The sequence below is a fragment of the Actinoplanes sp. NPDC051494 genome (assembly GCF_044454705.1).
Taxonomy (GTDB): Bacteria; Actinomycetota; Actinomycetes; order Mycobacteriales; family Micromonosporaceae; genus Actinoplanes.
Window position 1 is genome coordinate 247,494 of record NZ_JBITDZ010000005.1, and the last position, 13,523, is coordinate 261,016.

Annotated in this window: 10 protein-coding genes and 1 riboswitch; of the genes, 7 read left to right on the forward strand and 3 right to left on the reverse strand. The window is 72.5% G+C overall.

What is annotated here, in order from left to right:
- Positions 1-11 precede the first annotated feature (11 nt).
- Positions 12-866: an ABC transporter permease gene (locus tag ACIA6A_RS20320; RefSeq protein WP_396099273.1), complete on the reverse strand. Its 855-nt coding sequence runs from the start codon at positions 864-866 to the stop codon at positions 12-14.
- A 223-nt stretch (positions 867-1,089) separates the two neighbouring features.
- On the opposite strand from ACIA6A_RS20320, the gene ACIA6A_RS20325 reads away from it, so the two are divergent.
- The 3 genes from ACIA6A_RS20325 to ACIA6A_RS20335 all read left to right on the forward strand — a co-directional run bounded on the left by ACIA6A_RS20325 (position 1,090) and on the right by ACIA6A_RS20335 (position 4,971).
- A complete protein-coding gene (locus ACIA6A_RS20325) occupies positions 1,090-2,262 on the forward strand; it encodes a UDP-N-acetylglucosamine--N-acetylmuramyl-(pentapeptide) pyrophosphoryl-undecaprenol N-acetylglucosamine transferase (RefSeq protein WP_396099274.1) in 1,173 nt (390 codons plus the stop codon).
- Between the two features lie 10 nt (positions 2,263-2,272).
- Entirely contained in the window at positions 2,273-3,565 is a 1,293-nt protein-coding gene (locus ACIA6A_RS20330) for a M20/M25/M40 family metallo-hydrolase (RefSeq protein WP_396099275.1), read from the forward strand.
- Positions 3,566-3,586: 21 nt separating this feature from the next.
- Positions 3,587-3,702, forward strand: a riboswitch (SAM riboswitch).
- A gap of 60 nt (positions 3,703-3,762) precedes the next feature.
- Complete coding sequence (locus ACIA6A_RS20335) at positions 3,763-4,971, forward strand: aminotransferase class V-fold PLP-dependent enzyme (RefSeq protein WP_396099547.1); 1,209 nt, start codon at positions 3,763-3,765, stop codon at positions 4,969-4,971.
- Here the strand turns inward: ACIA6A_RS20335 and ACIA6A_RS20340 are convergent.
- Complete coding sequence (locus tag ACIA6A_RS20340; RefSeq protein WP_396099276.1) at positions 4,958-6,370, reverse strand: S8 family serine peptidase; 1,413 nt, start codon at positions 6,368-6,370, stop codon at positions 4,958-4,960. The two genes, ACIA6A_RS20335 and ACIA6A_RS20340, sit on opposite strands and share 14 nt — an antisense overlap.
- A gap of 98 nt (positions 6,371-6,468) precedes the next feature.
- On the opposite strand from ACIA6A_RS20340, the gene ACIA6A_RS20345 reads away from it, so the two are divergent.
- From ACIA6A_RS20345 to ACIA6A_RS20360, 4 genes are all read left to right on the forward strand, one after another.
- On the forward strand, positions 6,469-6,816 hold the full coding sequence (locus ACIA6A_RS20345; protein WP_396099277.1) for a UBP-type zinc finger domain-containing protein: 348 nt from the start codon (positions 6,469-6,471) through the stop codon (positions 6,814-6,816).
- 73 nt (positions 6,817-6,889) lie between these two features.
- Positions 6,890-7,123, forward strand: coding sequence for a PspC domain-containing protein (locus ACIA6A_RS20350; RefSeq protein WP_396099278.1), 234 nt, complete (start codon positions 6,890-6,892; stop codon positions 7,121-7,123).
- A gap of 58 nt (positions 7,124-7,181) precedes the next feature.
- On the forward strand, positions 7,182-8,030 hold the full coding sequence (locus ACIA6A_RS20355) for a cyclase family protein (protein ID WP_396099279.1): 849 nt from the start codon (positions 7,182-7,184) through the stop codon (positions 8,028-8,030).
- Between the two features lie 50 nt (positions 8,031-8,080).
- On the forward strand, positions 8,081-8,425 hold the full coding sequence (locus tag ACIA6A_RS20360) for an STAS domain-containing protein (protein ID WP_396099280.1): 345 nt from the start codon (positions 8,081-8,083) through the stop codon (positions 8,423-8,425).
- 30 nt (positions 8,426-8,455) lie between these two features.
- On the opposite strand, the gene ACIA6A_RS20365 is transcribed toward ACIA6A_RS20360, so the two are convergent.
- Positions 8,456-13,504, reverse strand: coding sequence for a fibronectin type III domain-containing protein (locus tag ACIA6A_RS20365; RefSeq protein WP_396099548.1), 5,049 nt, complete (start codon positions 13,502-13,504; stop codon positions 8,456-8,458).
- Positions 13,505-13,523: the final 19 nt, after the last annotated feature.

A 13,523-nucleotide genomic window follows, 5' to 3' on the forward strand; every position in this document is an offset into this window, starting at 1 on the left:
GATTCTTATCCTTAGCTTCGGCCCCGCCACGGGATCAGCCGTGTCTCGGCCGTCCGCAGCAGGGCGTCGATCAGCAGGCCGGAGAGCCCGATGGCGAACAGGCCGAGCACCACCACATCGGTCTGCGAGTAGCGCTGGGCGTCGCGGATCATGCCGCCGATGCCCGGCACGCCGTTGATGGTCTCGGCGGCGACCACCGACGAGTAGGCGACGCCGACCGCGAGCCGGATCCCGGTGAAGATCTCCGGCAGCGCGCTGGGCAGCACCACGTCACGGACGGTCTCCCAGCGCCCGGCGCCGAGCGCCTTGGCGGCCTCGACCAGCCCGGTCGGTGCGGAATAGACGGCCGCGGCGGTGGCGACGGCGACCGGGGGCAGCGCGGCGATGGACAGCAGCCACAGCTTGGGGGTCTCGTCGATGCCGAACCAGATGATGAACAGGCTGAAGTACGCGAGCGGGGGCAGCGCCCGCACGAACGTGACCACCGGCTCGGCGACCACCCGGACCCAGGTCACCGTGCCCATGACCACGCCGATCACGAGTCCGGCGCCGACGCCGATCGCGGAGCCGATGAGGATCCGGCGCAGGCTCACCCCGAGGTGCTCGATCAGCAGGTGGCCGCTGTAGCCGCGGACACCGTCGTGGGTGGAGGACGTGACGACCAGCTGGTGCCACACCGCGCCGGGGGACGGGATGAACGCCGGGTTGCGGGTGACCCGGGCGGTGATCTCCCACAGCGCGTACAGCACCACCAGCGAGACGATCCGCAGCACGGCCCGCCGGCGCCGGGAACCGCCGGCGCGGCGCGCGGTCACCCCACCGGCGACGGGCTGCGCCGCGGGACGCACGGGCGCGGAAATACTCACAGGTCACTCCAGGGACGCTCGGGGATGCCGTCCTAAATTCCTACCCCGCCTATATATATTTAGGCAATGCCCGATCCCGGTCGTCCCGCCAGGTGGTCCCCGCGGCGGTGCCGCCGGACGTCGCACCGGCCACACCTGGCGCTCGGGGATGCACGCTGAAAACCTTGGATGGTTAGACTGCCCGCTCTGTTCGGTTCCCCGCGATCGTGATCCCCGGAGTGCAATGTCTGTCTACGGCGCCCAGCATCTGCAGCACCTTCGCATGATCGTGACCGGTGGCGGCACCGGCGGGCACACCTATCCGGCGCTGACCACGATCAACGCGCTGCGGGACCGGCTGTCCAAGGCCGGGGTCGCTCCCGAGCTGCTGTGGGTCGGTGTGCACGGCGGCCTGGAGGAGACCATCGCCGAGCGGGCCGGGGTGCCGTTCAAGGCGATCACCACCGGCAAGCTGCGCCGCACCCCGACGCCCAGGGAACTGCTGCGCAACGTCGTCGACGCGTTCCGGATCCCGATCGGGATCGGTCAGGCGGTGCTGACCGTGGCGCTCAAGCGGCCCTCGGTCGTGCTGTCCACCGGAGGCTACGTCTCGGTGCCGATCGGGCTGGCCGCGTGGATCTTCCGGGTGCCGTACCTGATGCACGAGCAGACCCTGGCCCTCGGGCTGGCCAACCGGATCCTGGCCCGGTTCGCCACCCGGGTCCTGCTCAGCCAGGAGCCGTCGCTGCGGCACCTCACGCCGAGCGCCCGGGAGCGCGCCGCGGTGACCGGCAACCCGATCCGGCCGGAGCTGCTGGCCGGCGACCGGGGCAAGGGTGCCGCCGCGTTCGGGCTCGACCCGCGTGAGCCGATCCTGGTGGTGACCGGCGGCGCGGCCGGGGCGCAGCAGATCAACCGGCTCGTCGCCGCGGTGCTGCCGGATGTGCTGCCGCACTGCCAGGTCATCCACCAGTGCGGCAGCCTCAGCTACGCCGAGATGCAGGAGGTCGCCGCCGGGCTCCCGCCGCACCTCGCGGCCCGCTACCGGGTGCTGGACTTCATCCACGAGCAGATGCCCGACGTGCTCGCCGCGGCCGACATCGTGCTCGCGCGCAGCGGGGCCGGGACCGTCGCCGAGCTCACCGCGCTGGGCAAGCCGTCGATCCTGATCCCGTACGGCGCGTCGGCCGGCGGGGAGCAGCGCAGCACCGCACAGCACCTGGCGGGCAAGGGCGCGGCGATCATGCTCGACGGCCCCACCGCCACGCCCGAGCACCTGCGGTCCGAGCTGATGTCGCTGGTGAGCGACCCGGCCCGGCGCGCGGCGATGGCCGGCAACGCGGCGGCCCAGGGTCACCCCGATGCCGCGGACCGGGTCGTCGACGAGATCCTGGCCGTGGTGTCGCGCGCCGCGTAAGAATCGCGGCATGACTCTTCCCGAGGACGAGGTCGTCACGCTGGCGAGCGAGCTCATCGCCATCGACACCACCAACCCCGGGACGTACGGCGGCCCCGGCCCCGAACGGGCCGGGGCCGAATACGTCGCCGCGAAGCTCGCCGAGGCCGGGTTCGACCCGGAGTACGTCGAGTCCGGCGCGCCCGGGCGGGGCAATGTCGTCGTCCGGCTGCCCGGGGCCGATCCGGGACGCGGGGCGCTGCTCGTGCACGGCCACCTGGACGTCGTCGCGGCGGATCCGGCGGACTGGTCGGTGCACCCGTTCTCCGGCGAGGTGCGCGACGGCTACGTGTGGGGGCGCGGCGCGGTCGACATGAAGGGCATGCTGGCCATGACGCTGGCCGTCGCCCGGCACTTCAAACGCACCGGTGTGGTCCCGCCGCGGGATCTGATCTTCGCCTACCTGGCCGACGAGGAGGCCGGCGGCGTGGTCGGCGCGCAGTGGCTCGTCGAGCACCGCCCGGACCTGTTCGCCGGGGCCACCGAGGCGATCAGCGAGGTCGGCGGCTTCTCGGTGCAGCTCGGTGACGGCCCCCGGGCCTACCTGGTGGAGACCGCCGAGAAGGGCTCGATGTGGCTGCGGCTGGCCGCCCGGGGCACCGCCGGGCACGGGTCGCTGCTGCACACCGACAACCCGATCGCGAAGCTCGCCGCGGCCCTGGACCGCCTCGACCGGCACCGTTTCCCGATGATCCTCACCGACCCGGTCCGGGAGCTGCTCGAGGGCTCCGGGCTGCCGTTCGACCCGGCCGACCCGGAGGCGACGGTGGCGAAGCTGGGTCACCTGTCCCGGCTGATCGAGGCGACGCTGCGCGACACCGCGACGGTCACCATCGTCGATGCCGGCTACAAGTCCAACGTGGTGCCGTCGATCGCCCGGGCCGAGGTCGACGGGCGGACGCTGCCGGGCCGCGACGAGGCGTTCCGGGCCGAGCTGGGCGCGGTGCTGGGCCCGGACATCGAGGTCGAGTGGTCGAGCCTGCCGGCGGTGCGCACGACGTTCGACGGTGACCTGGTCGCGGCCATGGCTGCCGCGACCGCGGCCGAGGACCCCGGGTCCCGGCTGCTGCCCTACATGCTCCCGGCGGGTACGGACGCCAAGTCCTTCGCCCGCCTCGGGATCCGCCATTTCGGGTTCGCCCCGTTGCGGCTGCCGCCCGAGCTCGATTTCACCGCCCTGTTCCACGGGGTCGACGAGCGGGTGCCGGTCGACGCGCTGCGCTTCGGTGTCCGCGTGCTGGACCGGTTACTGCGGTCCTGCTGATCATCTGCTAACTTCGAAAGCGGTCATGAGTGCCAGCGACAAGCCCCGGCTCGCTGGCCGGCAACCCTTCCGTCCGCGATGGGGTGCCCCGGGTGAGGACCAGGCCTGTGCCGCCACGGCACGGGCAAGAGCGGACCCCGTGGGGTCCCGACCTCGCGGAGGATTCTGTGACTCTGTCCCTGCAGCGCGACCTCGACATCGTCGGCGGCGACCTCACCGCGGACCTGCCGGACGGCTCGACGGTCCGCTTCGCGCATCTCGACTACGCCGCCTCGGCCCCGGCGGTGCGCGCGGCCGCCGACGCGGTGACGGCCCTGCTGCCGTACGCGGGCAGCGTGCACCGGGGCACCGGCCTGCGGGCGCAGACCTCGACGCTGGAGTACGAACGCGCCCGTGACCTGGTCGCCGAGTTCGTCGGCTGCCGAGCGGGCGACGAGGTCGTGTTCACCCGCAACACCACCGACGCGCTGAACCTGCTGGCCCGCGCGCTGCCGGCCGGCACGACGACGGTGGTGTTCGAGAGCGAGCACCACGCGAACCTGCTGCCCTGGCCGGGGCAGGTGCGCCTGCCGGTCCCCAGCAGCCCGGACGCCGCCGTGGCCGCGGTCGCCGCTGCCGTGCGTACCCTCCGGGGTCCGGTCCTGGTCGCGGTGACCGGCGCGAGCAACGTGACCGGCGAGGTGTGGCCGGTGCGCCGCATCGCCGACGTGGCGCACGCGCACGGGGCCCGGGTGCTGGTGGACGCCGCCCAGCTCGCGCCGCACTCCCCGATCGACCTGGACGAGCTCGGCGCCGACTACCTGGCCTTCTCCGGGCACAAGCTGTACGCGCCGTTCGGCGCCGGGGTCCTCGCCGGGCGCGCCGACTGGCTGGACGCCGCCGAGCCGTATCTCGCCGGTGGTGGCGCCAGCGCCGCGGTGGGCGCCGAGCCCGGCGACGTGACGTGGGCGACCGGTCCGGCCCGGCACGAGGCCGGCACCCCGAACCTGCTCGGCGCGGTCACGCTGGCCGCGGTCTGCTCGGTGCTGCTGCGCGCCGACCGGGACGCGCTGCACGAGCGTGAGCAGGAACTCCTGGCCCGCCTCAGGGACGGCCTGGCGTCGTGTCCGGGCGTGACCGAGGTCAGCGTCTTCGGGCCCGGGCACCCCCGGGTGGGCATCGTCTCGCTGGCCCTGCCGGGTCGTGACGCGGCCGTGGTGGCCGCCGAGCTGGCCGACCGCCACGGCATCGGGGTGCGCGCGGGCCAGTTCTGCGCCCACCCGCTGACCCGCGGCCTGATCGGGTCCGCCGACGTCGCGGACTGCGGCACCGCCGCGAGCCTGCTGCGGATCAGCTTCGGCCTGGGCACCACCGACGGTGACATCGACCGCCTCGTGCTCGCGCTGGCCGGGCTCACCCGACCCTGATCGCGTTGGTGATCCGGATCGGCTGACCGTTCGCGCCGGTGCCGCGGACGGTCAGCGTGCCGGCCCTCGCCGACTGCACCGGGGTGACCATCCGGCTGGCGACGCCGGCCTTGCTCACCCGGGCGGTGCCCAGCGCCACGGTCTTGCTGATGAACACGTTCTTGCGCGGGTAGCGGTACGTCTCGGTGACGGTGACCCGGCTGCCCGGCTCGAACGCCACCACCCGCACGGTGATCCGCTGGCGCCTGGTGACCGTGAGGCTGGACACCGTCACGGTCGGGACCTCGTTCGACACCAGCGCGTACGGGTCGACCACGCCCGCGCCGTACGCGGCCGCGTCACCGGCCGCGTCGGCGGTGGCGGCGAGCGCCTGCCGGACCTGGACGACGGTGCTGTCCGGGTGGGTGGCGCGGTACAGCGCGACCGACGCGGCGACCGCCGGGGCGGCCATGGAGGTGCCGGACTTGGCGACGTAGCGGCCGGTCTTCGCGTCCAGGCCGTAGATGTCGGTGCCGGGCGCGGCGATGTCCGCGACCCCGCTGGTGTTGGAGTAGGAGGCGACGGTGCCGTCCCGGTCCAGGGCGGCCACCGCGATCGCGCCCGGCGACGAGGCCGGCCACAGCGCCTGGTTGCCGGTCGCGCCGTTGTTGCCGGCGGCCACGACCACCGGCACGTCGTGCGCGCTCGCGTAGGCCACGGCGGAGTCGTACGCGCCCGAGTACTCCCCCGACACCGAGACGTTGATCACCGTGGCACCGTGGTCGACCGCGTACACGATCCCGTCGGAGACCGCGGTGGAGGTGCCGGCGCCCTGCGCGTCCATGGCCCGGATCGGCAGGATCGGCGTGCCGGAGGCGATGCTCGCGACGCCCTTGCCGTTGTTGCTGACCGCGGCCGCGATCCCGGCGACGTGCGTGCCGTGCCCCTGCGGGTCGAGACACCCGTCGCGGGCCGGGTCGAGCCGGTCGCCGACCAGGTCGGTGCCCAGGTCGCAGCGCACCTGACCGGCGGCGAAGTCCTCGTGGGCGGCGTCGACACCGGTGTCGATCACGGCGATGAGCTGCTTCGACACGTCGAGGCCGGGCAGGTCGTCGGCGCGCAGCCGGTCCAGGGCCCACTGCAGCGGGCGGCCCGGGTCGTCCGGGGTCGCGGCGATGCGTACCGGCTGTTCGGTGACGTGCCCGACGCTGCCGGGCAACGCGTCGGCGCGGCGCTGCTCCTCGGCCACCGTGCGCGCCTCGACCTCGACGAACGCCGGGCGCCCGGACGCGTCCACCAGGTGCGCCAGCGTGGTGACCGAGCCGCCGTCACCGGGCGCGGCCAGCGCGGGGGTCCCGGCGGCGAGGCCGGTCGCGGCCAGCAGCGGCACGAACAACCACGAGGGGGTACGGATTCTCACGGCTGCCCTATCGGCCGCGGCGCGGGTGCGGTCAAGAAGTCGCGGAGCAGTCGTTCGCCGTACGCGCCCCGGGTGGATCACCTGCCACACTGGTCGCCATGAGTGACACCGCGATCCGTCCCGACGTGCCGCCCTCGGGGACCGGCTGCGAAGAATGCCTGGCCGCCGGCGGCTGGTGGTTCCACCTGCGGCGCTGCGCCGCGTGCGGGCACATCGGCTGCTGCGACACGTCGCCGTCGCAGCACGCGACCGCCCACTGGAAGCAGACCGGGCACCCGGTCATCCGCTCGTTCGAGCCGGGTGAGAGCTGGTTCTACAACTTCGAGACCGAGGACGGGGTGCCCGGCGTGCACCTCGCACCGCCCCAGCACCGGCCCGGCGAGCAGCCCGTTCCCGGTCCCGAGGGCGCGGTGCCGGCCGACTGGCGTCAGCACCTGCACACCTGAGGGTCGCTTCTCAGGGGTGGGTCAGGGTCGGGTCCCGATGTTTCTGGGGCCCGGCCGGGCCGATCCTTGGAGCATGACTTCGACGACCTCGACCGCGACCTCGTTCTCCGACTCGATGACCCGCCAGGGCCTGGTCCGTCCCCGCGAGGGACGCCTGCTCGGCGGCGTGTGCGCGGGGCTCGCCCGCCGTTTCGGCCTCGACCCCTGGCTCGCCCGGACGCTGTTCGTGCTGATCCTGTTCCTGATCCCGGGCAGCCAGTTCCTGGTCTACCCGCTGCTCTGGATCCTGATGCCGTCCGCGTCCTGACCCGCCCGCCGGAGCGGCCGCTTGCCTTGATCACCCTGAGTGTGTTCTCTCTGACAGCATGTGCACAGAGAATTGCTCCAGGATCTCCCGCCGGGCCGCGCTCGCCGGGGTCGCGGCGGCCGCCGGCAGCCTCGCGCTGACCCGGCCCGCGCCCGCCGCCCCCCTCGCGTCCGCCGCCCCCCTCGCGCCCGCCGCCCCCTCGCCGTCGCTGAGCGGCTCCCGGCGCGGGCTGCGCGACCTCACCTACCCGGTCACCACCGCGTTCCCGGCCTACGCCGACGGTGAACAGGCCCGGCGCAGCACGTATGTGACGATCGAGGACGACGGTTACTACATGCAGCAGTGGACCCTCGTCGAACACACCGGCACCCACGTGGACGCGCCGGGGCACTTCATCCCCGGCGGGCGCCTGTCCACCGACCTCACCCTCGACGAGCTGATCCGCCCCGCCGTGGTCGTCGACATCGCCGCCCGGGCCGCCCATCACCCCGACGCCCAGGTCACGGTCGGCGACCTCAGGGCTTTCGAGCGACGGTACGCAAGGATCCCGCGCGACGCCGCCGTCCTCATGCACTCCGGCTGGAGTGCGAAAGTGGGCTCGCCGGACGCGTACCGCGGTACCGACGCACAAGGCACGCTGCACTTCCCCGGATTCAGCGCGGACGCCTGCGAGTGGCTGCTGGAGAAACGGGCGGTCCGCAGCCTCGGCGTGGACACGCTGAGCATCGACCCCGGCGAGTCCGAGGACTTCCCGGTCCACCTGACGCTGCTCGGCGCCGACCGGTACGGCCTGGAGAACCTCGCGAACCTGCACCGGATCCCCGCGCACGGGGCGACGATCGTGGTCGGGCTGCTCCCGTTCGAGGGGGGCTCCGGCGGTCAGGCCCGCATCTTCGCGACCTGGTGACGGCGGCACCGTTATCAGACTGTCGCACCCACGTGTTAGAACTACCGATTGTGAGCATCCACCCCTATCGCATCGCCGCCGAGCCGGCGCAGGACGGCGTCCTGCGGGTGTTCCTGGCCGGCCAGTTCGACATGAGCGTCGGCACCGGGATCGTCGACACCCTCACGACGGCGGCGAGCGGGCCCGGCGTCACCCACCTGGTCGTGGACATGGACGGGGTGGAGTTCTTCGACTCGCACGGCGTCGCCGGGCTGGTGGCCGGCTACGAGGCCGCCCACGCCGCCGGCCGCCGCTTCTCGGTCGTCAACACCCGCGGCATGGTCACCCACATCCTCGACGTCACCGGCCTGTCCGAGGTCTTCCGCCCGGACGAACACGCCGCCGACGCCCACTGAGGCACATCCGGCGGATGTGCCTCAGTGGGTTCAGCTCAGACGCCGGAGCCAGAATCCGCCCGCGCTGCTGGAATAGGACACCACCCGGCCGTTACCGCTGATCGCGGCGTACCCGGCGTCGGAGCTGCCGGCCAGGTCGACCAGGGCGCCGTTGAACCAGACCTCGGTGTGGGTCCTGGTCGGCGTCGTGGAGACGTCGAATACTCTCACGACGGCGACCCGGCCGTCGTCGCTGAACTCGATCGCGTCGGCGCCCACCCCCGACCCGGAGACGTTGGTGAAGATCATGTCGGACGCGGACACCGTTGCGGTGAGTCCGCGCTTGACGAACGCGCCGGTGACGCCGTTGCCGAGGCGGTTGGTACCGCCGATGGTCGAGACGTCGCCCGAAACGGCCGACACGAGTTCACTCGGCAGGGTGAAACTGAACGGCGGCGGCTGAGGATGCAGTTCGGTGGTCGTGCCGGTGGCCGAGTCGTACAGCATGCCGCCGATGTACCCGCCGGAGGCACGGGGCACCTCCTCCTCGAGGAAGATGTACCGGCCGTCCGTGGAGGCGGTGGGTGGATTGCTGGTGCCGGCACCTCCGCTGCAGGTGTACTCAGCGGTGCATTTGCCGACCTTGGTGACCGTGCCACCGGCAATGACGACCCGGTAGGCGGTGTTCAGACTCCCGGTCTCGGGCACCGCCGCCACCGCCAGGGTGCTGCCGTCGGCGCTGAGCCGGGCGGTGAAGCTCCGGCCGGGGATCTTGCCGGTGGTGACGTCCCGTACGGTGCCGGCGGCCAGGTCGGCGACGAGGACCCGGGCCGGCGAACCACTGGTGGTGTAGGCGACGACGGTGCCCGATCCGTCGATGTCGTAACTGGACCCGACGCGGATCGGTGTCCCGTCGGTCGCCTTGCCGGCCAGCACGATCCGGCCGGTGAGCAGGTCCCGGCGGATCAGGTAGAGGCCGTAAGGCGCGGCGGCCAGTTCGGGCGGCGCGAACGGACTGTAATTGGTGATCTCGTAGACGATCCAGCGGCCGTTGCGGGACAGGCGAACCACTCCGCCGGCCGTCGGGTCGCCGGCGAAGATGTTCCCGGCCGGGGCGCCGAGCGGAAGGAAACTCCCGTCCAGCGGCTGGAGGAACCCGACGGCCACCCCGGGCGGGCTGGTGCCGACCGTGTTGACGGCGTGCACCTCGATCCGGTACTCCACGCCGACCTTCAACCCGGTGATGGTGGCCTTGCGGGCGGCGGCGTCTGTGTAGACGGTCGTCGTCGGCGGCGACGTGGTGAGGACGTAGCTGGTGACCGGCGAGCCGTTGTCGGTGTTCGGTGGTTGCCAGGTGACCTCGGCCGCGTTGTCGTCCGGTGTCGCGGTCACCTGCATCGGGATTCCCGGCCGGCCGGGCCCCACCAGGACGGTGGTGGTCGTGGTGAGCAAGGGGTGGCCGTCGACCACCGCCGGGCTCTCCGCCTTGATCACCGCCGTGCCGACCGCGGCCGGCGCGTAGGTACCGGTCTGGTCGATGGTGCCGGGCCCGGTCACCACGCTCCATACGATCGGGATGCCGGCCGGGTATCCGACGATCTTCACGCCGAGGCGCAGCAGTGAGGTGAGTGGTGTCCGAGGATCGTCCGGTGTGATCTGCAGGCCGGTGAACGGCCCTGGGGCCTGGGCCAACGAGTCGAAGACGTCGACGAGTTTGCCGCTCTCGAAGGTGAACGCCTCCCCGAGATAGGCGTCCGACTTCAACGCGGTGGTGACGGTGATACCGCCACGGAGTTCCCACCACGGGTCCTGCGTGGTGTCGGCGAAGAACTGGAGATACAGCCGCACGTTCACCGTCGGGCCGGCCGCGCCGTAGAAGAAGAAGCCGATCGTGTTGACGACGCCGGCCTCGAAGGTCGACTGGCCGAACACCGACGCCGTCGGGGTGATCGGTGAGGCCTTCCGGGAGCTGGCCGCGGTCGAGGTCACGGACCCGTTGGTGACAGTGACGCCGGCGGTGACCGACCGGGCGTACTCGACCGAGACGAAGAGACCGCCGCCGGCGTCGGCGGAGAGCTGGCCATACACGATGTAGCGGGGGCAGACCACCACGGGCAGATAGCCGACGGTCTTGACGACGCATCTGCCGTTGACCCGGCCCAGTTCCTTCTGCTTCGACTCCCATTTGCGGACGTAGCCGATCTTGCCCAGCGCCTGGAGTTCGATGTCGGTCGTGAGGGTGAGGGTGCTGCTGACCTTGCCCGCCGTCACCGTCTGAGTGTGCTTGTAGCCGGGGGTGAGCTGCATCTGGAGCTCGATCGCACTCGGCTGGTGGGTGTCGTCGGCGAACGGCGTGACCTCCCATTCCACCACCAGCGAGCCGTCGCGCAGACCGACCGAGGGCACATCGGCGGCCGCACTCGCGGCCCCGGTGCGCGCGGTCTTCCCGGCAATGGTGGGTTCGGCCAGGCGTACGCCCGGGATCGACGGGGTGAACGAGGCGACGTCGTCGGTGGTGAGCGTGCCTTGCAGGGTCATCCCGCCGTCGGTGACCGCCTCGTTGATCGCGGCCGGGACGGTGTTCACCACCAGGGTGCCGGCACCGGTGCCCAGGCTGGTGACCCTGCCGTAGAAGCCCTGCGGGGCGAGCGGACCAGGGGTCAGCACGACCAGTGCGCCGGCGGTCAGCCCGGTGACCTGGGCCGGGGGCGAGACGAACTCCAGCGAGCCGTTCTGCCGGACGGCGCGCAGCGTGGCCAGGGACGCGGCCGAGAGCACGACCGGGGCGAGCTTGCCGGTGAAAACAGGGGTCAGGGCCCCGGTGGTCGCGCTCGCCGCGCTGCTGCCGGCAGTGCTGGTGGCACGCACCGTCAGGGTGTACGCCGTCGTGGTACCCAACCCGGTCAGGGTGGCTGTGGTGGCGCCCGCGCCGACCGACACGGTGGCCCCACCCGGTGCCGCGGTCACCGTGTAGCCGGTGATCGCCGCGGTGCCGGTGTCGGCGGGCGGCTGCCAGGACGCGGTGAGCTGCCCACCGGCCGGGACCGCGACCTGGATGTCGGTCGGTGCCGCCGGCACCCGGGCGGCCACCGGCGTACTGGTCACGGTGGTGGCCGGCCCGGTACCGGCAATGTTGACCGCGGCCACCCTGAACGTCCGGGCGGTGCCGTTGGTCAGGCCGGTCACGGAGGCGACCGTGGTGCCGGCCGGGATGGTCAGGACCTGCTCGCCGGGGCTGACGGTGACCCGGTAGCCGCTGATGGCGGCCCCGCCGTCCGGCGGCGCGACCCATTGCAGGTCGACCCGCTGATCGAGGGCGATCACCGCGGTGACGACCGGCCGCAGGGGGAGCTGGGCCGAGGCGGGCAGCACCGGCCGGGACGGCGCGGAGGCCACCCCGGTGCCGTTGGCGTTGGTCGCGGCCACGGTCAGCCGGTACGTGGTGCCGTTGGTCAGGCCGGTCAGTGTCGCGCTCGTCGTGGCACCGCCGCTGACCGCCAGGCTGGCGGTGCCGGGCGTTGCCCTGACCAGGTAACCGGTGGCCGGGTCGGCACCGCCCGGGGGTGGGCTCCAGCTCACCAGGACCGCGCCGTGGCGGCCCACGACATCGGTGATGAACGGCCGGCCCGGCGGCCCGGGCACCGCCGGGGTCACCGCGGGTGAGGCTACGGAGGACACTGAGGTGCCGGCCGCGTTGGTAGCGGTCACCGAGAACGTGTACGCCGTCCCGTTGGTCAACCCGCCGACGCGCACACCGGTGCCGGCGGTCACGACCGTGGTCGCCCCGCCCGGGGACGCGGTGACGGTGTACTTGCTGACCGAGGCGCCGCCGTCGTACGGGGCGGTCCACGACACGGTCGCACCGCCGTTGTCCGGCACCGCGGTCACGCCCGTCGGCGTGCCCGGCGTCTCCGCCGAGCGGTAATAGCCGAACACGTCGACGTACAGCTTCACGGCCGCGGTGCCGCTGTTGTAGATCTGGAACTTGCCGTCCGGGCTGAGCTTGGTCACCTGGAAGGTCGCCGTGGTGGCGCCGGTGCGGTACGACAACTGCCGGGCGACGGGCCGGGTGACACCGGAGGCCCAGACGGTGAGCGCACCGGTCGCGGTGGGTCCGCTGGCCGTGAGATTGAATGCCGCCGCCGACACCCCCGAGGCGGGAATTCCCCCCAGACCGGCCAGCGTGGCGGTGGCGATCGTGCCGGGATCGACGGTCACGGTGAGCACCCGGGACGGGGGCAGCCCGACGAACGAGCCGCCGGCCGCGGTACCCGCCGGGGTCTGGTAGTAGCCGATGACGTCCACCACGAGTGTGATGTCCTGGGTGGTGTAGACCCGGAACTGTCCGTTGCTGCCCAGGGTGGCCGTCACCTGGTTGGTGTACGCCGGATCGTCCCGGTAGTTGACGGTGGAGGTCCCGGGCGGGTCGATCCCGTCGGGATAGACGCTCATCCAGCCGGGTGTCCCGGAACTCGCGGTGACGTGGGCCAGGACGGCCGAGACATTGGCCGACGGGACTCCGCCCTGACCCAGCGGCGCGATCGCGGCACTCGACCCGGCCTTGATCGTCTGCGTGGCGATCCGGGCCGGTGTCAGCGGCACGTACACGGACCCGGCCGCCGAGGAGCCGGCGGCACGGAAGTACCCGGTGACGTCGACGTGGGTCCGGGCCGCGACGTCCACATTGCTGTTGTAGATCGACACCTGGTTACCGGTGCCGAGCGCCACCACCGCCGCGTTGGCGACGGTGAGGCCGGCCCGGTAGTTGAGGGTGGACGAGCCGGGCCGGGTGGCCGAGGCAGGGTAGACGGAGAGAAATCCGACCGCGGTGCTGGTGACCGTGATGTTCAGCGCCACCGCGGAGACCCCGGCGGCAGGCACGCCACCGCGTCCGAGCGGGCTGAACGAGAGGAAGTCGTCGGCCGGAACCAGCTCCGAGGTGAGGATCCGGGCCGGCGTCAGCGGCACGTACTGCCCGGCCGAGGGCTGGACGGCGGCCAGCGCCGGAACCGGTCGCGCGGCCACGAACAGACCGGCCAGAAGCAGGATCGAAGCGAGAACGACCAGCCAACGGCGCCGGCTCAACATTGTTGTGTCCATCGACGTCACGTCCACGGCT

Bases quoted from the DNA above. Each gene is read 5' to 3' on its own strand.
- ACIA6A_RS20325 (WP_396099274.1), top strand. From the start codon at position 1,090: ATGTCTGTCTACGGCGCCCAGCATCTGCAGCACCTTCGCATGATCGTG.
- ACIA6A_RS20330 (WP_396099275.1), top strand. From the start codon at position 2,273: ATGACTCTTCCCGAGGACGAGGTCGTCACGCTGGCGAGCGAGCTCATC.
- ACIA6A_RS20345 (WP_396099277.1), top strand. From the start codon at position 6,469: ATGAGTGACACCGCGATCCGTCCCGACGTGCCGCCCTCGGGGACCGGC.
- ACIA6A_RS20350 (WP_396099278.1), top strand. From the start codon at position 6,890: ATGACTTCGACGACCTCGACCGCGACCTCGTTCTCCGACTCGATGACC.
- ACIA6A_RS20355 (WP_396099279.1), top strand. From the start codon at position 7,182: ATGTGCACAGAGAATTGCTCCAGGATCTCCCGCCGGGCCGCGCTCGCC.
- ACIA6A_RS20365 (WP_396099548.1), bottom strand. From the start codon at position 13,504: ATGGACACAACAATGTTGAGCCGGCGCCGTTGGCTGGTCGTTCTCGCT.